10 protein-coding genes are annotated in these 24620 nt (G+C 35.6%); 6 read left to right on the forward strand and 4 right to left on the reverse strand.

Annotated elements, in window-relative coordinates; all coding sequences use genetic code 11:
* Positions 1-75 precede the first annotated feature (75 nt).
* Positions 76-1269, forward strand: a complete 1194-nt coding sequence (locus tag LOS86_RS10185; protein WP_231841998.1) for a pyridoxal phosphate-dependent aminotransferase — start codon at positions 76-78, stop codon at positions 1267-1269.
* Positions 1270-1337: 68 nt separating this feature from the next.
* On the opposite strand, the gene LOS86_RS10190 is transcribed toward LOS86_RS10185, so the two are convergent.
* The 4 genes from LOS86_RS10190 to LOS86_RS10205 form a co-directional block, all read right to left on the reverse strand.
* Positions 1338-11126 (reverse strand): T9SS type B sorting domain-containing protein, encoded by a 9789-nt coding sequence (locus tag LOS86_RS10190; RefSeq protein WP_231841999.1) that lies wholly within the window; start codon positions 11124-11126, stop codon positions 1338-1340.
* A gap of 30 nt (positions 11127-11156) precedes the next feature.
* A complete protein-coding gene (locus LOS86_RS10195; RefSeq protein ID WP_231842000.1) occupies positions 11157-11540 on the reverse strand; it encodes a hypothetical protein in 384 nt (127 codons plus the stop codon).
* A 147-nt stretch (positions 11541-11687) separates the two neighbouring features.
* Positions 11688-18311, reverse strand: coding sequence for a T9SS type B sorting domain-containing protein (locus tag LOS86_RS10200; RefSeq protein ID WP_231842001.1), 6624 nt, complete (start codon positions 18309-18311; stop codon positions 11688-11690).
* Positions 18312-18313: 2 nt separating this feature from the next.
* On the reverse strand, positions 18314-18739 hold the full coding sequence (locus LOS86_RS10205; protein WP_231842002.1) for a hypothetical protein: 426 nt from the start codon (positions 18737-18739) through the stop codon (positions 18314-18316).
* Positions 18740-18896: 157 nt separating this feature from the next.
* Between LOS86_RS10205 and folE the strand changes: the two genes are divergently transcribed.
* The 5 genes from folE to LOS86_RS10235 all read left to right on the forward strand — a co-directional run bounded on the left by folE (position 18897) and on the right by LOS86_RS10235 (position 24603).
* A complete protein-coding gene (gene folE, locus LOS86_RS10210; RefSeq protein ID WP_231842003.1) occupies positions 18897-19568 on the forward strand; it encodes a GTP cyclohydrolase I FolE in 672 nt (223 codons plus the stop codon).
* A 370-nt stretch (positions 19569-19938) separates the two neighbouring features.
* Positions 19939-21426, forward strand: a complete 1488-nt coding sequence (cysS, locus tag LOS86_RS10215) for a cysteine--tRNA ligase (protein WP_231842004.1) — start codon at positions 19939-19941, stop codon at positions 21424-21426.
* Positions 21427-21541: 115 nt separating this feature from the next.
* Complete coding sequence (gene yidD / locus LOS86_RS10220; RefSeq protein ID WP_231842005.1) at positions 21542-21799, forward strand: membrane protein insertion efficiency factor YidD; 258 nt, start codon at positions 21542-21544, stop codon at positions 21797-21799.
* 524 nt (positions 21800-22323) lie between these two features.
* Positions 22324-23256, forward strand: coding sequence for a prolipoprotein diacylglyceryl transferase (gene lgt, locus LOS86_RS10225; RefSeq protein WP_231842006.1), 933 nt, complete (start codon positions 22324-22326; stop codon positions 23254-23256).
* A 429-nt stretch (positions 23257-23685) separates the two neighbouring features.
* Positions 23686-24603 (forward strand): IS256 family transposase, variant Zn-binding type, encoded by a 918-nt coding sequence (locus tag LOS86_RS10235; RefSeq protein ID WP_445156336.1) that lies wholly within the window; start codon positions 23686-23688, stop codon positions 24601-24603.
* The last annotated feature ends 17 nt before the right edge of the window (positions 24604-24620 follow it).

Raw genomic sequence — 24620 nt, forward strand, 5'->3', positions numbered from 1 at the left:
AACATTTTTTAATTAGTTGTTTCATTATAAAAACAAAAAAAAATTGCAATTTTGCACAACTTTAAAAAATATATCATGCCAAAAGTTTCAATAAAAGGGCAACAAATGCCAGAATCTCCAATTAGAAAATTGGTTCCGTATGCTGAAATTGCTAAGAAAAAAGGTCACAAAGTATATCACTTGAATATAGGTCAGCCTGATATTAAAACTCCAGAAGTAGCTATTGAGGCTGTTAAGAAAGCAGATATTTCAGTACTTGAATATAGTCATTCTGCTGGTTTTGAAAGCTATAGAACTAAGCTTTCACAATATTATAAAAATCATGGTTTACCAATAGAAACTCAAGACATTATAATTACTACCGGAGGTTCTGAAGCTTTACTTTTTGCAATGGGAAGTACAATGGACTCGGGTGATGAAATTATTATACCAGAACCATTTTATGCAAATTACAATGGTTTTTCAACTGCTTCTGGTGTAAATGTAGTTCCTGTTATTTCTGGTATTGAAACTGGTTTTGCATTACCTCCTATTGAAGCATTTGAAAAATTAATTACTCCTAGAACAAAAGCTATTTTAATTTGTAATCCTGGAAATCCAACAGGATATTTATACTCGCAAGAAGAAATTTTAAAGCTTGCGGAAATTGTTAAAAAACATGATTTGTTCCTAATCGCCGATGAAGTTTATCGTGAATTCATTTATGATGGTGATCAACATTTTTCTGTGATGAATGTTCCTGGACTTGAAGAACATGCTATTATGATTGATTCTGTTTCTAAACGTTATAGTATGTGTGGTGCTCGTATTGGCTGTATTGTTTCTAAAAATAAAGAAGTAATGGCAACTGCTATGAAATTTGCACAAGCTAGATTAAGTCCTCCTACTTATGCTCAGATTGCAAGTGAAGCAGCTTTAGAAACTCCACAAAGTTATTTTGATGATGTTATTTCAGAATATAAGGATCGTAGAGACACACTAATTTCTGAATTAAATAAAATTGATGGTGTAATTGTTGCTTCTCCTAAAGGTGCTTTTTATTGTATTGCAAAATTACCAATTGATAATGCAGATAATTTTGCTCAATGGTTATTGGAATCTTATGATTTAAATGGTGAAACTGTAATGGTTGCTCCTGCTGCCGGATTTTATTCTACACCGAATGTTGGATTAGACGAAGTTAGAATTGCTTATGTTTTAAAGAAAGATGACTTAATAAAATCTGTACAAATATTAAAAGAGGCAATTTCTAAATATAACAATAAGTAATAAAAGTATACTAAAAAAAGAGAGCTCTAATTATAGAGCTCTCTTTTTTATTTATAAATATTTGGTTATTATCTAATCAAAGAGAAATGAGCTTTAAATTGTTTAGCAACTCCATTTTCTGTGTAATCTAATGTAAACCAATAGTCCGTAGATGGTAATTCTTCTTGGTTGTAAGTACCATCCCAACCATCACTTGAGTTTGTTGTACTTAATTGTTTTAATAGTTTACCATATCGATCAAAAATGTACAATTTAGCATCCGCTTGATTTAAGCCAATGATATTCCATGTGTCATTGATTCCATCTCCATTTGGTGTAAAATATGTTGGGTAATCAATTATCAATACTGTTTGTGTCATATATGTACAGCCTTCGGTATCTATAACTGTTACCGTATGTTCCCCTGCACTTACTCCTGTAAACACATTTGATGATTGGAACGAACCTTCATCTAATGCATACATTATACTTCCTGAACCATCTGGTACTGTAACTGTAATAGTAGCATTATCACTAAAATACTCACTTTGAACTATTGCCATTGATGTTGCTGGAGTTGTAGCCGTAACTGTTGCTGTAGCGGTTGACAACATTGGATCTGATGAACATCCTGTTGACCAATTCGTTGCTATTACACTATAAGTTCCTGCTTCATCAACTACCAATGTTGCATTAGTTGCTCCTGGTATAATATCTCCATTTGTATCAAACCACTCAAAATCATAATCCACATCATTCAAGCCCGTATTCAATGTATATGTCTGATATACTTCTCCTGATGCCGTGATACAAATATTACCATCTGCTAATACTGGTCGTGGTGAAGGGTTTACATTAACTCTATAATCTGTATATCCTCCTTGACAATCTCCTAAATTCGATCTCACTCGGTAAATAACATATCCTTGAGTATTTGTAGTAGTAGTTAAAATATCATTTATCGTAACTGGTGCTACTCCTGTTCCTGGTGTTGCTCCAGATACATTAACTACTGTTAATACTTCCCATGTTAACTCTGTACCTGCAATAAGTGGTGAAACATCTACTATTAAATCTGTTCCCTCTTCACTACAAATGGTTTTAACTGGTGACGGAATTGGTAATCCTGGATTTGGATTAACCGTTACAACACCACTTGAAAGTGTATTTCCTGTACATCCATTTCGAACCGAACTTACTTCAAAATAAATAGTTCCTGCTACTAATGGGTTACTAGTAACCACTTGTAAATCAAAACCTGTAGTTGTTGAAGTTGCCGCAATTGTTCCTGAAGTAGTCCCTCCTACTATATTTACTCCACTTGTTATAGCTGTCCATGTGTAAGTTATTCCACTAATGTTCCCTACAACATCTACATGAATATTTGATCCTGAACAAACCGCAGTATCCGATACGCTTACACTCTCAATTACCGGATTTGGATTAACTGTTATTTCTATTGTTCTTGGCGTACCATCACATCCATTTGCATTTGGAATTATAGTCATAGTTATAGTTCCTATAGTTTCTGGATTGTTCAATGTCGCAATCTGATTAATATCAGCTTCTGTTCCACTTGTTACATATGAACCTGTTATATTCGATACTGTTGCACTCCAAGTATATGTTGTAATACCAGGAAAATTACTACTTAAAACTATGTCTGTACTACTTCCATCACAAATATTTGAACTGAATGCAATATTCGTTATACTAGGTCTTGGCACTATAGTAATTGTAGTTGAAACTAAAAATGAAGAACAAGCTCCGTTACTTGGCACCAAATAATTAACTTGATAAGTTCCAGGTGTACTTGCATTTGGCGTAATTAATCCAGAATTAGCATTAATAGCTAATCCCGCTGGAACTGCACTAAACTGTCCTCCTGTAAAACTACCTGTTCCTAAAATTGTTACTGCTACCGGATCTTCAGCAACACAATAAAGCGGTAATGGATATGAAATTGTAGCCGTATTAGGTACATCTACTGTAATAGTTCCACTTGTTGTCGCTGGTGGACATCCGCCTGTAGTTGTTACTGTGTAATTGAATACGCCTGAAACTGTTGGAGTTCCACTTATCGTTACCACATCTGCTGACCATGAACCTGTAACTCCTGCTGGTAATCCAGTAAATGTTGCACCAGTAGCTCCAGTTGTAGCTAAACTAATATTCGTAATGGCATTATTGATACAAACCGTTTGATTGGTACCTGATGCTATTGTATTTAATGGTGTAACAGTGATTGTTCCACTTGTTGTCGCTGGTGGACATCCGCCTGTTGTTGTTACAGTGTAATTGAATACACCTGAAACTGTTGGAGTTCCACTTATCGTTACCACATCTGCTGACCACGAACCTGTAACTCCTGCTGGTAATCCAGTAAATGTTGCACCAGTAGCTCCGGTTGTAGCTAAACTAATATTCGTAATGGCACTATTGATACAAACCGTTTGATTGGTACCTGATGCTATTGTATTTAACGGTGTTACTGTAATTGTTCCACTTGTTGTCGCTGGTGGACATCCGCCGGTTGTTGTTACAGTGTAATTGAATACACCTGAAACCGTTGGAGTTCCACTTATCGTTACCACATCTGCTGACCATGAACCTGTAACTCCTGCTGGTAATCCAGTAAATGTTGCACCAGTAGCTCCAGTTGTAGCTAAACTAATATTCGTAATGGCATTATTTATACAAACCGTTTGATTGGTACCTGATGCTATTGTATTTAACGGTGTTACTGTAATTGTTCCACTTGTTGTCGCTGGTGGACATCCGCCGGTTGTTGTTACAGTGTAATTAAATACACCTGAAACTGTTGGAGTTCCACTTATCGTTACCACATCTGCTGACCACGAACCTGTAACTCCTGCTGGTAATCCAGTAAATGTTGCACCAGTAGCTCCAGTAGTAGCTAAACTAATATTCGTAATAGCACTATTGATACAAACCGTTTGATTGGTACCTGATGCTATTGTATTTAATGGCGTTACTGTAATTGTTCCACTTGTTGTCGCTGGTGGACATCCGCCTGTAGTTGTTACGGTGTAATTGAACACACCTGAAACTGTTGGAGTTCCACTTATCGTTACCACATCTGCTGACCACGAACCTGTAACTCCTGCTGGTAATCCAGTAAATGTTGCACCAGTAGCTCCAGTTGTAGCTAAACTAATATTCGTAATGGCACTATTGATACAAACCGTTTGATTGGTACCTGATGCTATTGTATTTAACGGTGTTACTGTAATTGTTCCACTTGTTGTCGCTGGTGGACATCCGCCGGTTGTTGTTACAGTGTAATTGAATACACCTGAAACAGTTGGAGTTCCACTTATCGTTACCACATCTGCTGACCATGAACCTGTAACTCCTGCTGGTAATCCAGTAAATGTTGCGCCAGTAGCTCCAGTTGTGGCTAAACTAATATTCGTAATAGCACTATTGATACAAACCGTTTGATTGGTACCTGATGCTATTGTATTTAATGGCGTTACTGTAATTGTTCCACTTGTTGTCGCTGGTGGACATCCGCCGGTTGTTGTTACAGTGTAATTGAATACGCCTGAAACTGTTGGAGTTCCACTTATCGTTACCACATCTGCTGACCACGAACCTGTAACTCCTGCTGGTAATCCAGTAAATGTTGCGCCAGTAGCTCCAGTTGTGGCTAAACTAATATTAGTAATAGCACTATTGATACAAACCGTTTGATTGGTACCTGATGCTATTGTATTTTGAGGAGAAATTGTAATATCAAAAGTACTTGTACCTGCTGCTCCACATGAAGTAGCAGCAAAGAAATAACTAACCGTGTAAGTTCCAGGTGAGCTTGAAGCTAAATCTATTTCTCCTGTTGAACTATTAATTGCTAATCCAACTGTAGAACTGTAAACACCTCCTGTTGTAAATCCTGCCACAGGTATAGGCATAGGATTTGTGCCATTTATACACACAGGTGTATTGTAAGAAAAATCAGTAATTGGAATTGGCAAAGGATTAACTGTTAATGTTCCACTTGTTGTCGCTGGTGGACATCCGCCTGTAGTTGTTACGGTGTAATTGAATACGCCTGAAACTGTTGGAGTTCCACTTATCGTTACCACATCTGCTGACCATGAACCTGTAACTCCTGATGGTAATCCAGTAAATGTTGCACCAGTAGCTCCAGTTGTGGCTAAACTAATATTCGTAATGGCAGTAAATTGACATACAGTCTCACTAGTTCCAGCGTCTATTGTATTTAATGGTGTTACTGTTATAGTTCCTGTAGCTGTTGCTGGTGGACATCCACCTGTAGTTGTTACAGTGTAATTGAATACACCTGAAACTGTTGGAGTTCCACTTATCGTTACCACATCTGCTGACCATGAACCCGTAACTCCTGCTGGTAATCCAGTAAATGTTGCGCCAGTAGCTCCGGTTGTAGCTAAACTAATATTCGTAATGGCACTATTGATACAAACCGTTTGATTGGTACCTGATGCTATTGTATTTAACGGTGTTACTGTAATTGTTCCACTTGTTGTCGCTGGTGGACATCCGCCGGTTGTTGTTACAGTGTAATTGAATACGCCTGAAACCGTTGGGGTTCCACTTATCGTTACCACATCTGCTGACCATGAACCTGTAACTCCTGCTGGTAATCCAGTAAATGTTGCACCAGTAGCTCCAGTTGTAGCTAAACTAATATTCGTAATGGCATTATTGATACAAACCGTTTGATTGGTACCTGATGCTATTGTATTTAATGGCGTTACTGTAATTGTTCCACTTGTTGTCGCTGGTGGACATCCGCCTGTAGTTGTTACGGTGTAATTGAACACACCTGAAACTGTTGGAGTTCCACTTATCGTTACCACATCTGCTGACCACGAACCTGTAACTCCTGCTGGTAATCCAGTAAATGTTGCACCAGTAGCTCCAGTTGTAGCTAAACTAATATTCGTAATGGCACTATTGATACAAACCGTTTGATTGGTACCTGATGCTATTGTATTTAACGGTGTTACTGTAATTGTTCCACTTGTTGTCGCTGGTGGACATCCGCCGGTTGTTGTTACAGTGTAATTGAATACGCCTGAAACTGTTGGAGTGCCACTTATCGTTACCACATCTGCTGACCATGTACCTGTAACTCCTGCTGGTAATCCAGTAAATGTTGCGCCAGTAGCTCCGGTTGTAGCTAAACTAATATTCGTAATAGCACTATTGATACAAACCGTTTGATTGGTACCTGATGCTATTGTATTTAATGGTGTTACAGTGATTGTTCCACTTGTTGTCGCTGGTGGACATCCGCCGGTTGTTGTTACAGTGTAATTGAATACGCCTGAAACTGTTGGAGTTCCACTTATCGTTACCACATCTGCTGACCATGAACCTGTAACTCCTGCTGGTAATCCAGTAAATGTTGCGCCAGTAGCTCCAGTTGTGGCTAAACTAATATTAGTAATAGCACTATTGATACAAACCGTTTGATTGGTACCTGATGCTATTGTATTTAATGGCGCAATCGTAATATCAAAAGTACTTGTACCTGCTGACCCACATGAAGTAGCAGCAAAGAAATAACTAACCGTATAAGTTCCAGGTGAGCTTGAAGCTAAATCTATTTCTCCAGTTGAACTATTAATTGCTAATCCAACTGTAGAACTGTAAACACCTCCTGTTGTAAATCCTGCCACAGGTATAGGCATAGGATTTGTACCATTTATACACACTGGTGTACTATAAGAAAAATCAGTTACAGGTGGTGTAGTTGGATTTACAGTAATTGTTCCTGTTGCTGTTGCTGGTGGACATCCGCCTGTAGTTGTTATGGTGTAATTGAATACACCTGAAACTGTTGGGGTTCCACTTATCGTTACCACATCTGCTGACCATGAACCTGTAACTCCTGCTGGTAATCCAGTAAATGTTGCGCCAGTAGCTCCGGTTGTTGCTAAGCTAATATTCGTAATGGCATTATTGATACAAACCGTTTGATTGGTACCTGATGCTATTGTATTTAATGGTGTAACAGTGATTGTTCCACTTGTTGTCGCTGGTGGACATCCGCCTGTTGTTGTTACAGTGTAATTGAATACACCTGAAACTGTTGGAGTTCCACTTATCGTTACCACATCTGCTGACCATGAACCTGTAACTCCTGCTGGTAATCCAGTAAATGTTGCACCAGTAGCTCCGGTTGTTGCTAAACTAATATTCGTAATAGCACTATTGATACAAACCGTTTGATTGGTACCTGATGCTATTGTATTTAATGGTGTTACTGTAATAGTTCCACTTGTTGTCGCTGGTGGACATCCGCCTGTAGTTGTTACGGTGTAATTGAACACACCTGAAACTGTTGGAGTTCCACTTATCGTTACCACATCTGCTGACCACGAACCTGTAACTCCTGCTGGTAATCCAGTAAATGTTGCACCAGTAGCTCCAGTAGTAGCTAAACTAATATTCGTAATAGCACTATTGATACAAACCGTTTGATTGGTACCTGATGCTATTGTATTTAACGGTGTTACTGTAATTGTTCCACTTGTTGTCGCTGGTGGACATCCGCCTGTTGTTGTTACAGTGTAATTGAATACACCAGAAACTGTTGGAGTTCCACTTATCGTTACCACATCTGCTGACCACGAACCTGTAACTCCTGCTGGTAATCCAGTAAATGTTGCACCAGTAGCTCCAGTAGTAGCTAAACTAATATTCGTAATAGCACTATTGATACAAACCGTTTGATTGGTACCTGATGCTATTGTATTTAATGGCGTTACTGTTATAGTTCCTGTTGCTGTTGCTGGTGGACATCCGCCTGTAGTTGTTACAGTGTAATTGAATACACCTGAAACTGTTGGAGTTCCACTTATCGTTACCACATCTGCTGACCATGAACCTGTAACTCCTGCTGGTAATCCAGTAAATGTTGCACCAGTAGCTCCAGTTGTAGCTAAACTAATATTCGTAATGGCATTATTTATACAAACCGTTTGATTGGTACCTGATGCTATTGTATTTAACGGTGTTACTATAATTGTTCCACTTGTTGTCGCTGGTGGACATCCGCCGGTTGTTGTTACAGTGTAATTGAATACACCAGAAACTGTTGGAGTTCCACTTATCGTTACCACATCTGCTGACCACGAACCTGTAACTCCTGCTGGTAATCCAGTAAATGTTGCGCCAGTAGCTCCAGTTGTAGCTAAACTAATATTCGTAATAGCACTATTGATACAAACCGTTTGATTGGTACCTGATGCTATTGTATTTAATGGTGTTACGACAACAGTAGCGGTATTGGATATAGTTGAAGTACAGCCAGGTGGTACAAAATTATATTGAACGCCATCAACCCAAGTAATTCCCCCAACTCTTGTAATAATAATTGTATTAGTTGCAACAGTAGTTGTAACGGTAATTCTTTGTAAAAAATCATTTGGTGCAGCACTGAATGCGCCGATATTAGCAGTACCATCTGAAATTGTAACACTTCCGGCGTTAGTATCTCTTGCAATACTAATAGTTATAACAGTACCAGCTGGTACTAAATGCTGTAAAGTAATGTTAAGTGTAGTATTTGTATTATCAATATATGCACAGTTAGTTCCATTTGCTACAGCTCCTAAAGCTGAAATAGCACCTGTTGCATTAGCTGGAACAACACCTCCAGTAGCAGACAATGCATTACCTGTAACTGGAGTACCTGCAGCAGCAATGCTTAAAGCATTAAATGTAGTATTTGCAGTAACAGCAGGAACTGTAACTGTTGCAGTTCCTCCTGCATTTATAGGCACGGTTTGTGTAGCCCCTCCATCTATATTATAACTAACTGTAGCATTTGGCGTACCAGTAATATTAAATACTGCATTATTACCTGAACAAATTGGAGAATTTGATGTTAAAGTACTTAAAACAGGACTATCACTAATTGTCACTGAAGTAGTAGCAACGGTAGGTACGGCACAACAAGAATTAGGAGCTATTGTATACGTAATAGTATATGTTCCTGGAGTACTAGTTGCAGGTGTGATTTCACCTGTTGTTGTATTTATTGTTAAACCGACTGGTGCACTAAAAACACCAGAGGTATATGATCCTGTTCCTGTTAAATTTACACTAACTGGTGTAGAAGTTGAACAAAATGGTGATCCAGTGTAAGAGATAGTAGTAGTAGGACAAACTGCAGCAACATTAACATCAACATTTCTAACATAACTACACCCAAATTCATCAACCGCTGTTAATGTATAAGTAAAAGTTCCTGAAGATAAAAATGGACCAACAGAAACATTATTTGTTAATTGATTACCTAAACATGTTCCTGGTACAGGACATCCTCCCGGTCCTGGATCAACAACTACTGTTGAAGTTGTTGATTGTGCAGGTACCGCTGGTCCAGCACCACTAGTACTCCAAGTTAATGTTGCAATATCTGGTGTCACAGATTCTGCGTTAGCATAACAAGAACCTGGGAATGCTAGAGACCATCCAGTTATAGTACCATCGTCAAATGTAATATTATCTCTTACTCTTAGTGTCCAAACTCCATTTAAATCTGCACCATCTAATGAAGAAAATGGATTAGTAGAATTATATGTTTGAGATATGTAATTATCCCCAGTTTCACAGGCTCCAACATAAGAACATGTCCCATTTGCTGGTGCAGGTGTAGTTACTCCAGCAGCTGTCCAATTGACACCTCCAGAGTTAACAACGGTATAAGTTGCAGGACATCCAGCAACACCATCATCGGCAGGATTTGCACAAACACCAAAATTTGTACCTCCTCCATGTTGATCATAAATCATGACGCTCTGACCTGTAGGAGAAATCAAGGTTATCTCTAAATCTCCAGAATAAGTATGCTCTAAATCAAAAGTTATTGTTGGATAACAACCTGGTGTAACAGTAGCTCCTGCCGGGAATAATCCAGAAAAATCAAGCGTTGTGTTATAATTTACACCACTTCCATCGGGTAATGTAATAGGACTTCCCGAGACCGAAAGTGGATTAGTAGACATAGTTTGTGAAGTAACCAATCCGTTTAAATTTACAGAATCACCACAATTTACATTAAAAGTTGTGAGGGATGAACCTGTAAAGTCGGGCGGTGGTAGCACCCTAACAATTCTAGTAACAGCATTTGTACTTTGACATCCTAATGGATCAATATCTGTATTATTATTTCTAACTGATAAGTTTACGGAATAAATCCCAGGACCTGGAAAAGTATGAGAAGTTGTCGGAGTAGCTGTTGTAGTACTAGTACCATCCCCCCAAGACCATTCGTAAGTAGAAATAGAAAAACCTCCAGGTGCTGTTGATGGACTTGCATCAAAATTAACCGATAAAGAACCCGGATTAGTAGCACTTGAAGGACAAATATTAAATGGAGATGTATCTGTCAAAGCTGCAATAGGAGTAACACAAGGTGTTACACAAGAAATCGTTGCCGACCATCCTGCTCTTCTTATCGTATTATTTGAAATAAACTGAAATGAAATACAACCATCAGGGCTAGTTGAAATAAAAGTTGCAGCACCTAATGCACCACACAATCTATCATCGTTTGTACCAACTGCTCCAACAGCATTACCATACCAAATATCTAAATAATCAGTACAAGTACCTGCAGCTCCTTCTGTATCAAATGTTGTAAAAACAACTCTTATAAGATCTCCGGGAGTAGAAGGACAAAAAGTAATAGTACTGTTTTGATTATTAGCATAATTTCCACCTCCACCATCATCAACAAAAGTACCTGAACAAGTAGAAATTGTTCCATTTGCACCATTATTCATTGTATATGTTTGAGAAAACACATTACAAGAAAAAAATATAAAAATCCAAAGTAGGGAGTAATTTTTATTCATAATTTTAACTTTATATATATCAATATACAACTATTGAATTGTAGTTAATTTTCTTTTTAAATTTTGATCAAACATATATATATACCATAACTCTTCATAAGTATATATTTTTTTAACTTTATCTGACAATGAAATAAAGTATTCATTGGCAATTTTATAATAGTAATAATCATCTCCTTTTTTCAACTCCATTTCAGACAATTCTTCGTCAGAAAATTTTCTCAAAAAATTATTTGAAACAGGATTATTAATATAATTTTCATCTGACAATTTATAGGAAAGGTCATTTAGCTCAACACCTTTTTTTGACAATACTACACCTGGAGGCAAATTAAAATCTCCATCAATTCCTTTCTGTGCTTGAGCTAATTGAATAGTCAATAAAACAATAATAAAAGAAAAAATTTTTTTCATAAGTAATTCGTTTGTTTTACATTTTTATTAACAATAATACAAAAAAAATTAACAAAACAATAACATAATTTACTTTTTTATTTAAAAAAATAAAAGAGGATTAATCATATGATTAATCCTCTTTTTAGATATATTAAAACAATAAATTTATCGTTTCATTGTAAAGTGAGCTTTAAATTGTTTTGGCACTCCATTTTCTGTGTAATCTAATGTAAACCAATAGTCCGTAGATGGTAATTCTTCTTGGTTGTAAGTACCATCCCAACCATCACTTGAGTTTGTTGTACTCAATTGTTTTAATAGTTTTCCATATCGATCAAAAATGTACAATTTAGCATCCGCTTGATTTAAACCAACTATATTCCATGTGTCATTGATTCCATCTCCATTTGGTGTAAAATATGTTGGGTAATCAATTATCAATACTGTTTGTGTCATATACGTACAGCCTTCGGTATCTATAACTGTTACCGTATGTTCACCTGCACTTACTCCTGTAAACACATTTGATGATTGAAATGAACCTTCATCTAATGCATACATTATACTTCCTGAACCATCTGGTACTGTAACTGTAATAGTAGCATTATCACTAAAATACTCACTTTGAACTATTGCCATTGATGTTGCTGGAGTTGTAGCCGTAACTGTTGCTGTAGCGGTTGACAACATTGGATCTGACGAACATCCTGTTGACCAATTCGTTGCTATTACACTGTAAGTTCCTGCTTCATCAACTACCAATGTTGCATTGGTTGCTCCTGGTATAATATTTCCATTTGTATCAAACCACTCAAAATCATAATCCACATCATTCAAACCCGTATTCAATGTATATGTCTGATATACTTCTCCTGATGCCGTAATACAAATATTACCATCTGCTAATACTGGTCGTGGTGAAGGGTTTACATTAACTCTATAATCTGTATACCCTCCTTGACAATCTCCTAAACTAGATCTCACTCGGTAAATAACATATCCTTGAGTATTTGTAGTAGCAGTTAAAATATCATTTATAGGTTGTGGTGCAATACCCGACCCAGGAACAGCTCCAGATACATTAACCACAGTTAACACCTCCCATGTTAACTCTGTACCTGCAATAAGTGGCGAAACATCAATCATTAAATCAGAACCTTCTCCACTACAAATGGTTTTTACTGGTGAAGGAATTGGTAATCCTGGATTTGGATTAACCGTTACAACACCACTTGAAAGTGTATTTCCTGTACATCCAGTTCGAACCGAACTTACTTCAAAATAAATAGTTCCTGCTACTAATGGGTTACTAGTAACCACTTGTATATCAAAACCTGTAGTTGTTGAAGTTGCCGTAATTGTTCCTGAAGTAGTCCCTCCTACTATATTTACTCCACTTGTTATAGCTGTCCATGTGTAAGTTATTCCACTAATGTTCCCTACAACATCTACATGAACATTTGATCCTGAACAAACTGCAGTATCTGATACGCTTACGCTCTCAATTACTGGATTAGGATTAATTGTTATATCTATTGTTCTTGGTGCACCATCACATCCATTTGCGTTTGGAATTATGGTCATAGTTATAGTTCCTATAGTTTCTGGATTGTTCAATGTCGCAATCTGATTAATATCAGCTTCTGTTCCACTAGTCGTAACACTGTAAAAACCAGAAATATTAGATACTGTAGCACTCCATACAAAAGTAGTACCTGAAATATTACTATTTAATATAAAATCTAACAATGTTCCATCACATACGGTATCAGTAACTGAATAAGTTAATACCGGTAACCCAGTAACATTTATAGAACCAGTTACAGAAGCTTGAGGATTACATCCACCAGATGTTGTAATCGTATAATTATAAATTCCTCCTGTATTGGTAGAACCAGAAATAGTTACAACTCCTGTTGCTGCATTATAATTTGATGTAATTCCACTAGGTAAACCTGTAACAACAACATTTGTAGCAGTTCCAACTACTTGATATTGAATTGGATCAATTGTTACTCCTGCACATCTTGATTGACTATCAGTTCCTGGAGCAGAAATTAAAGATATAGTAGTATTTGGAAATAAGTTAACCGTTGAAGATAAAACCACATTGGAAGAACAAATTCCATCAGATACACTAACCGTATTTAATGTTGTGCTACCTGTAACACCAGAAACAGAAACAACTCCTTGTCCTGATGCGTTTATAGAAACTGTTTGTGGTGCATTTCCATCGATACTACATATTACTTGTGTATTTGGAATTGCATTAATTGTAAATATCGCTGTACCACCAAGACAAATTGGACCATTATTAGTCACACTTGTAATTGTTGGTTGTGGTAATTGTTGCGATATACTAAAAGATGTTGATTGTACTGAAGTACAACTACCATTACCTGCAGTAACTGTATAAGGTGTCGCTAGAGTCATTCCTGAAATTAATCCTCCTGCTCCCACTGTTGGTCCTACAGGATTAAAAGTATAGGTTAATCCCGCATTATAATTTGTAATTGTAGCAAAACCATTCGCAATACATGTTGGTGCTGTAACTGAAACTATTGGAACAACTGGTGTAACCAACATTGGTAAATTACTAAATTGAGCAGATGCTGCTGAAGTACAAGTAGCATTTGATGCTGTTACTTCGTACATGGTATTTAATGTCATTCCTAAAACCAATCCTGTTGCATCAATAGTAGGACCTGTTGGTGTAAACGTATAAGTTAAGGTTGCATCATAATTCGTTATCGTACTGAAACCATCTGCTGAACATGTTGGTGCCGTTTCTGAAATCGTTGGAACTGCAGGTGTAACTAACATATCTTGGATAGTAAAAGCTGCAGAATTTGCTGATGAACAACTTCCATTTGAAGCTAATACTTCATAACTTGTTGCAAATGCCATTCCTGAAATTAATCCTGATGCATCAACCGTTGGACCTACTGGTGTAAACAAATACGTCATAGTAGCATCATAATTAGTAATTGTTGCAAATCCAGCGGCTAAACATGTAGGCGCTGTAACCGAAACTATTGGAACAACTGGTGTTACCAACATTGGTAAATTACCAAATTGAGCAGATGCTGCTGAAGTACAAGTAGCATTTGATGCTGTTACTTCGTACATGGTATTTAATGTCATTCCTAAAACCAATCCTGTTGCATCAATAGTAGGACCTGTTGGTGTAAACGTATAAGTTAAGGTTGCATCATAATTCGTTATTGTACTGAAACCATCTGCTGAACATGTTGGTGCCGTTTCTGAAATCGTTGGAACTGCAGGTGTAACTAACATATCTTGGATAGTAAAAGTTGCAGAATTTGCTGATGAACAACTTCCATTTGAAGCTAATACTTCATAACTTGTTGCAAATGCCATTCCTGAAATTAATCCTAATGCATCAACCGTTGGACCTACTGGTGTAAACAAATACGTCATAGTAGCATCATAATTAGTAATTGTTGCAAATCCAGCGGCTAAACATGTAGGCGCTGTAACCGAAACTATTGGAACAACTGGTGTAACCAACATTGGTAAATTACTAAATTGAGCAGATGCTGCTGAAGTACAAGTAGCATTTGATGCTGTTACTTCGTACATGGTATTTAATGTCATTCCTGAAATTAATCCTGTTGCATCAACCGTTGGACCTACTGGTGTAAACGTATAAGTTAAGGTTGCATCGTAATTCGTTATCGTACTGAAACCATCTGCTGAACATGTTGGTGCCGTTTCTGAAATTGTTGGAACTGCAGGTGTAACTAACATATCTTGGATAGTAAAAGCTGCAGAATTTGCTGATGAACAACTTCCATTTGAAGCTAATACTTCATAACTTGTTGCAAATGCCATTCCTGAAATTAATCCTGCTGCATCAACCGTTGGACCTACTGGTGTAAACACATACGTCATAGTGGCATCATAATTGGTGATTGTTGCAAATCCAGCGGCTAAACATGTAGGCGCTGTAACCGAAACTACTGGAACAACTGGTGTTACCAACATTGGTAAATTACTAAATTGAGCAGATGCTGCTGAAGTACAAGTAGCATTTGATGCTGTTACTTCGTACATGGTATTTAATGTCATTCCTGAAATTAATCCTGTTGCATCAACCGTTGGACCTACTGGTGTAAACGTATAAGTTAAGGTTGCATCGTAATTCGTTATCGTACTGAAACCATCTGCTGAACATGTTGGTGCCGTTTCTGAAATTGTTGGAACTGCAGGTGTAACTAACATATCTTGGATAGTAAAAGCTGCAGAATTTGCTGATGAACAACTTCCATTTGAAGCTAATACTTCATAACTTGTTGCAAATGCCATTCCTGAAATTAATCCTGCTGCATCAACCGTTGGACCTACTGGTGTAAACACATACGTCATAGTGGCATCATAATTGGTGATTGTTGCAAATCCAGCGGCTAAACATGTAGGCGCTGTAACCGAAACTACTGGAATTGATGGCACTGAAAGTGTAGCTGTATTGCTAAAAGTACTTGAATCTAAAGAAGTACAAGTACCATTTCCTGCCGTAACAGTGTAACTTGTTCCGAATGTCATTCCTAAAACTAATCCTGTTGCATCAATAGTAGGACCTGTTGGTGTAAACGTATAAGTTAAGGTTGCATCATAATTCGTTATCGTACTGAAACCATCTGCTGAACATGTTGGTGCCGTTTCTGAAATCGTTGGAACTGCAGGAGTAACTAACATATCTTGGATAGTAAACGCTGCAGAATTTGCTGATGAACAACTTCCATTTGAAGCTAATACTTCATAACTTGTTGCAAACGCCATTCCTGAAATTAACCCTGATGCATCAACCGTTGGACCTACTGGTGTAAACACATACGTCATAGTAGCATCATAATTGGTGATTGTTGCAAATCCAGCGGCTAAACACGTAGGCGCTGTAACCGAAACTACTGGAATTGATGGCACTGAAAGTGTAGCTGTATTGCTAAAAGCACTTGAATCTAAAGAAGTACAAGTACCATTTCCTGCCGTAACAGTGTAACTTGTTCCGAATGTCATTCCTAAAACTAATCCTGTTGCATCAATAGTAGGACCTGTTGGTGTAAACGTATAAGTTAAGGTTGCATCATAATTCGTTATCGTACTGAAACCATCTGCTGAACATGTTGGAGGTGTTACAGTAATTGTTGGAATATCAGGAGTTGGAGAAATTACAACTGTAGCAGTATTTGTAAGTGTTAAATCACACGTTCCTAATTCAATTTCATTTAAAGTAATTGTTACATCAGAAGTAGCATTAGGAATTGTAATAGTTGCATCACCCGAAGCGTCTAAAACTTCAAATTGAATAGGACCACTACCAATAGTGTAAAAAACAGAAGCACCTGGAGTACCAGAAAGAGAAAATATTGCATTTTCTCCAGCACAAATTGGTCCATTAGCATTCAAAGAAGTAAAGGTAGGATTAGGATTTATTGTTATTGATCCAGAAAGATTTAATTCAGGAGAACAACCTGCAGTTTCTACTGTATAATTAAAAGTACCTAAAACCGTTGGTGTACCTGTAATGGTTAATACATTCCCTACATAGCTCGTTGTTAATCCTGCTGGTAAACCTGTTGCTACAGCATTAGTTGCATCACCTGCCGTTTGATATGTGATATCAGTAATTGGATTACCAATACATATTGACTGGCTGGCTGTTGCAGGAGCAGAAGTTAAATCTATATCACAAGAAGCAACAACACAATCAACATTAAAATCAATAAATTCTGAACCTTCACACAATCCTTGAATGATTTTAACAAAAACTGTTGTACTTGAAGTAGGAGTAAAATTTGAAGGATCAGGAATTAAACTACCGTCTGCCATATCGTAAAACTCAAATACAAAATTTGCTGGATTCGCAGGCGACATTAAATCATTTAAATAACTTAATAAATCAAAAGTAGGGTTGCATTCACCAGGTGGACCATCATACGGCCCAATAGTATTTGCAGTTACTCCAGTGGAAATATCAACTAAAATTTCATCATATTCTGTTGTGGAACAAGAAACCCTGTCAACTTCAACTCTCCATATTCCATTTTGACTTACAACTAAAGAATTTGTTGATGTTGTTGTTTGTAAAACTCCATTTAAATACCACTCATAACTAAGTGTTACCGGAGTAATAGGTGGTGCATAAAAATTTGCAACTAAAGTTACTGAAGTCGCAGTAGAACATAAAATTCTATCTGGACCTAAACTAACTCCACAAATCTCACAGTTAGTTGATCCATTCGAACCACCAGTATTATTGGTTTGATCAAAGGTAATTGTACCAGATTGGTTAGAAAAATTTGTTATTAATACTACATAATAATTACCAGCAACAGCAGCAGGTATTGAAAAATTTTCTACTGGAGCAGCAGAATAGCTACATGCTACAATATTGTTTGCCGATGCATTACTACCATCAGGATAATCTTGTAAAGCAGTTGTACATAAATTAGGCAACACTCTTGGATCAGTTGTAAATGGTCCCCAACAAATAAAATCTACATCAATACCATTACCAGCGGCATTAGTTTGTGAAATTTCAAATTCCAATAAACCCGAAGTACTAACCTGAAAAGAATACCAAGCGCCATTGGGAGATGTTCCTAAACAGCCAATATTTCCTAAATTTGGAGTATTTGTAACATTATTAAATGGAACAGATGCATCACCACAAAAAGACGCTATTGTTCCACAACTACCACCTGGACCTTGTGAGAAAGCCACTAATGAAAACAATAGACTTAAATAAACGTATAATTTTTTCATAGTTACTTAATAAATAAATGATAATTCCACGAAGTCATCTGATTCCCTTGTTTTCCAACAAATCTAATACGCCATTTGAAACATTTCGCAAAAATATCTTTATGGTTTATAATATATTCATTAATATTATTTTTTGAAATACTTTTTAAATCCACAAAAATAGTTGATTTCAAATCTTTGGCTTCTAAACTATTCCAACAATCCATTATTGGAACTATTTCTAGATAAATCTTATTTAAAGAGGTGTTTTTATTAATTAAACCCGAATCCCATTTTAGTTTTGCATAAGTATTAACGTAAGATGTAGATGAAGGAGATTCTACAAGAGCAATTTTAAAATTTTCTAGTGTAAAATTAGTTTTATTTTGAGCAAAACTAAAATTACAAATTATTAAAAAAATTAATAATTGAATGTGATTTTTTTTCATTTTTTATAGTTTGATAATTAGTTTACAGAACCACAAATTTAACAAAATTTTAAAGCAACATACTTTTTTTTGAATAATTAACATTTAAAAAAAAAATCTAAAGTTTATTATTTATCTTTGCATCGATTTAAAATTGCTACTAAAAATTATAGTTATAATGACACAGAACGAGGATTTTCAGGACGAAATAGGAAATGACCATATTGCTACAAGTGCACAAACTCCGTTAAGAAATGATGCATTTGCAATTTCTGATGAAGAAAAAATAGAATTGATCAAAAAAGATGTTGAACATATTCTTAACACTTTAGGATTAGATTTAACGGATGACAGTTTAAAAGGAACACCTAATCGAGTAGCAAAAATGTTTGTTAAAGAAATTTTTGGTGGTTTAAATCCAAATAAAAAACCAGGTTCTTCTACTTTTGACAATAAATATAAGTATGGTGAAATGTTAGTTGAAAAAAACATTGTAGTTTATTCCACTTGTGAACACCACTTATTACCTATTGTAGGTCGTGCTCATGTGGCTTATATTTCTAACGGAACTGTTGTAGGTTTATCTAAAATGAACCGAATTGTAGATTACTATGCTAAACGTCCTCAAGTTCAAGAACGTCTAACTATCCAAGTGGTTCAAGAATTACAAAAAGTATTAGGCACAGAAGATGTAGCTTGCGTGATTGATGCCAAACATTTATGTGTGAACTCTAGAGGCATTCGCGATATTGAAAGCAGTACAGTTACGGCTGAATTTGGTGGAAAATTTAAAGAAGATAAAGTTAGAAGAGAGTTTTTAGATTATATTAAATTGGATACGCAGTTTTAGGCTGGATGTTAGATGCTGGAAGATGGAAGTTTTGGCTAAATTTTGTTAAGCGATTGCCTTAGTTAATGAGATTCCTTGCAAGCTCGGAATGACAAAGGATTGATGTTGGATGATGGATGATGGTAGTTTTAATTCTGAAACCCGTAACTCTAAACTCGTAACTCTAAAACTGAAAGATAACTAAAAACTGAGACTGTCAACTGAAAACTAAAAATAGCCCTGATAGTAATGTAAAGCCCACAGCAATAAAAATATAGTTTTTATTGTTTTAAAAATGCGACCTAAGAAGCACTTTTTAAAACTTAGAAAAACAGATTTTTATGCGAGGACTTGTAAAGAATAGCAGGAATAGCTTCAAAAATATAATAGAATGGAATTATACAAAAATCAAAACTTAACAATATACAATACGCTTTCGGGCGATAAGGAAACCTTTACTCCTATTCATGAGGGAAATATTGGAATGTATGTTTGCGGCCCTACGGTTTACAGCAATGTGCACTTAGGCAACGTGCGTACGTTTATGAGTTTTGATGTGATTTTCCGTTATTTACAACATTTAGGCTACAAAGTTAGATACGTTAGAAATATTACCGATGCCGGACATTTAACTGATGATGGCGATGTGGATAACGACCGTTTTGTGAAACAATCGCGCTTAGAAAAATTAGAACCTATGGAAATCGTACAGAAATATACGGTGGATTTTCACAAGGTTTTGGATACCTTTAATTTTCTTCCACCAACGATTGAACCAACAGCAACGGGACATATATTAGAGCAAATTGAGTTAACCCAAAAATTGATTGATACCGGATTTGCTTACGAAAGCAATGGCTCGGTTTATTTTGATGTGTTTGCTTACAACCAAAAAGGAATGAATTATGGCGAATTGAGTAACCGTAACATCGAAGAACTTTTTGCTAATACGCGCGACTTAGACGGACAAAGCGAAAAGAAAAATCCGCAAGATTTTGCCCTTTGGAAAAACGCTTCTCCAGCACATATTATGCGATGGAACTCGCCTTGGGGTGAAGGTTTTCCGGGTTGGCATTTAGAGTGTACAGCGATGAGTACGAAATACTTGGGCGAAACATTTGATATTCATGGTGGTGGAATGGATTTGAAATTTCCGCATCATGAGTGTGAAGTTGCTCAAGGAAAAGCTTGTAACGGACATTCGCCAGTGAATTTTTGGATGCATACCAATATGTTAACCATGAACGGTTTGCGCATGAGTAAATCGACAGGTAATTATATTCTTCCAATGGAATTGGTTACAGGTGAAAATACGTTTTTTGAAAAACCTTTCCAACCGAATATTGTACGTTTTTGTTTCTTACAAGCGCATTATAGAAGTGTTTTAGATATTTCTAACGATGCCATGTTAGCTAGTGAAAAAGGCTATTCTCGTTTAATGGAATCGTATAAATTAATTCCGATGTTGAAAGCAAGCAATGTTTCTACTTTAGATATTGCGGCTTGGAAACAAAGCTGTTATGATGCGATGAACGACGATTTTAACACACCTATTTTAATTGCACAATTATTTGAAGGTGCGCGTTACATTAATTTGGTAAACGACGGAAAAGAATCGTTAACTGCTGATGCTATTCAGTTATTACAAAATACGATTTCAAGTTTCTTGTTTGATGTGTTAGGAATTAGTAATGAAGCTACTTCAGGAAATTCCAATACTACTGAAAAATTAAGTGGTGTTGTTGAAATGTTAATTGGAATGCGAAACGAAGCTAGAGCAAACAAAAACTTTGCTTTATCGGACCAAATTCGTGACCAATTATTAGCGTTAGGCATTCAATTAAAAGACGGAAAAGAAGGAACTAGTTTTACTTTTTAATAAACATTATCGTTGTCATTCTGAACTCGATTCAGAATCTCAATTATACATTTAAGAGAAGCTGAAACGAGTTCAGCTTGACAGAGATTTTAGTTATTTTTATCAATCAATAATCATGTGTAGCCAACACCAATCGAAATATCCACAAACACTGAAACAATGGTTGATTTATCCGTTAGTTTTATTGGTGCGATTTTATCAAGTTGGGATTTCACCTTTCACACCAGCAACTTGCCGATTTGAACCGACATGTTCTAGTTATACCATTCAAGCGCTTCAGAAACATGGTGTTTTTAAAGGTAGTTGGTTAGCTTTGAAACGTATTTTTAGTTGCCATCCTTGGGGAAGAAGTGGCTATGATCCTGTGCCTTGATTTTTACACAAAGCGTTTTACTTCTTTTAAACAAAACACATAGCGAACTTTGCGAAAAAACTTTGCAACTTTGCGTTAAAATTACACCGAGATACACGGAGCTTTTTTTGATTTTGATTGGGTTGAAAAGAGCCACACAGAGCGTTTCACTTATTTTAAACGAACTTTGCGAAATAACTTTGCTCCCGAAGTTTCGGGATTTGCGTTAAAATTACACCGAGATACATGGAGCTTTTTTTTCCGAAGCTTCGGAATTGATTGTGTTGAATAGAGCTACACAGAGCGTTTCACTTATTTGATTTTTAAAATTATTTAAATTTCTTCAATCTGTGTTTCTAATCATTTGTTTTAGGTTTTAGGTTTCAGGTTGAAGATTGAAATTGATTTTTGAAATTGATTTTGAAGTTGATTTTTGTCCCGAAGTTTCGGGATTGTCATTGTTCTTGAAAAAATTTCTTATCGGAATTTTAACATGTTTCCCAATAATAATATTTATTTTTACGCTTTAATCAGATACAAAAATTATGATTTACGCATTAAATATGGTTTGGAATCCTTCTGAAGGGATTGATTTAGGAATTTTCATGTTACGTTTTTACAGCCTTACTTGGGTATTGGCTTTTGGATTAGGTTGGTATGTAATGAAACCAATTTTCACAAGAGAAGATGAACCGATAGATTCATTAGATAAATTATTTATTTACACATTAATAGCTACTATGCTAGGAGCTCGTTTAGGACATGTAATTTTTTATCAATCTGAATTATTTTACCAAGATCCTCTCAGTATTTTGTTACCAATAAGCACCAAACCCACATTGCATTTTACAGGATTTGCAGGATTGGCGAGTCACGGAGCGGCAATTGCTATTATCATGACTATGTTTTACATTCAAAGAAGAGTTATCAAACGTTCCTTTTTATGGATTTTAGACCGAATTGTAATACCTGTTTCGTTAGGAGCAGTTTTTATTCGTTTGGGGAATTTCTTTAACTCTGAAATCGTAGGAACTGAAACTACTTCATCGTTTGGGATTAAATTCTTAAGGGATACATATAGCCCAAATGACGCAATGCAGATCACTCATATAGGTAATAAAAATGAAGCTTATCAAGCGATTGCTACAAACCCTCAATTTGCAGAATATTTAGCAGCTGTAACACCAAAACACCCAGCGCAATTATACGAGGCTATTTGCTATGTTTTTGTTTTTGCTATTTTAATGTTTTTATATTGGAAAACAAATGCTAGAAACAAACCAGGTTATTTATTTGGATTGTTCTTAGTCTTACTATGGTCGATTCGTTTTGTGGTAGAATATGTTAAGGAAAGTCAAGGAGGTTTTGAGCATTACACAATCTTTAATGCTTTATCAACAGGACAATGGTTAAGTATTCCGTTTATATTTATTGGAATTTACTTTGTAATAAAAGCAAAAGAAATTAAAGAGGTTTAACAATCTAGATTATAATAAAAAAGTCGGTTAGCATTTCTAACCGACTTTTTTGTTTTTATGAAAGTTTAGTAATAATATTGAGTTTTGTTTTTAATTTACTAAGTGGACACGGATTATAAATAGACCTAATCGACTATTGAGTTTTTCGTAGCGTTCGAATTTAATATCCTCGTGTATAATTTACTTTGTTGGCATTGATTGTAAATCAGCGTAGTCGACTCAAAATAATCAAATCATAATTAGTTATCATAGTTTTTAAATGAGGTTTAATAGTCAAAAATGGTTGGTAAAAAGGTCTTAAAGCACTATAAAATATGATGTTTACAAAAGTTTATTGAAATTAGTTTCAATAAACTTTTTTTTATTTATGAAAAATTCAAAAAAAAGCGTTGTTCAACCTGTAAAAGTTTTCAAACAATTAAATGGGGAATTAGAGAAAATAAACAACGTTTTAAGTGCAGGGATTGTGGTCAATTATTTACTTCAAGTAATAAATCTGTTTCTGATTCCAATAAACAAATTTGGTTTAAAAACTGGATAATTGGGAAAGATACTTTTGACAAAATATCTACTGAATCAGGATATAGTAAAAGTACTTTACAACGTTATTTTTCTAAAATGTTAGCCAAAGCTCCTGTTTTGGAGTTTAGTTCTACAGATGAAATTTATTTAGTTATTGATGGAACTTATTTTTCAAATGATATTTGCTTAGTAGTTTACAGAAATTATCATTTAAAACTAACGCAATTATATAGATTGAGCGATGGAGAACATTTTGAAGAAATTGCAGAAGATTTACAAAACTTAATAAATCTAGGAATAAAAATTAAAAGCATAACTTCTGATGGTGATAAATCATCCATCAAAGCAATTAAGAAAGTATGCCCTAAAGTGCCTTTTCAAAGATGTTTAGTTCATATTTCTAGAATGTGTAGAATATGGCTAACACAGCATCCAAAACATAAATCAGGATTTGAACTCAAACAGATTGCAATAAAAATACATCACATTGACACTGAATATAAAAAACAATTATGGTTAATGGAACTCATACAATGGGAAGAAGAATACCGAGACTTTATCAATCAAAAATCATATAATACAGAAACAGGAAGATATTGGTACACTCATAAAATGGTAAGAAGGTCATTTATGGTAATAAAAAAAGCTTTACCTAATATGTTTTTATATTTAAAAGATGATAAAATCCCTAATTCAACTAATGCTTTAGAATCATTCTTTGGGCATTTAAAAGGTAACTTAAACATTCATAGAGGATTAAGTTTAAAGAATAGAAAGAACTTTTTAAAATGGTATTTGTATTATAAAAACGAAATCTATAAATAGGTTTTTTTAGCTATAAA

Origin of the sequence: Flavobacterium cyclinae (assembly GCF_021172145.1) — a bacterium.
Taxonomy (GTDB): domain Bacteria; phylum Bacteroidota; class Bacteroidia; order Flavobacteriales; family Flavobacteriaceae; genus Flavobacterium; species Flavobacterium cyclinae.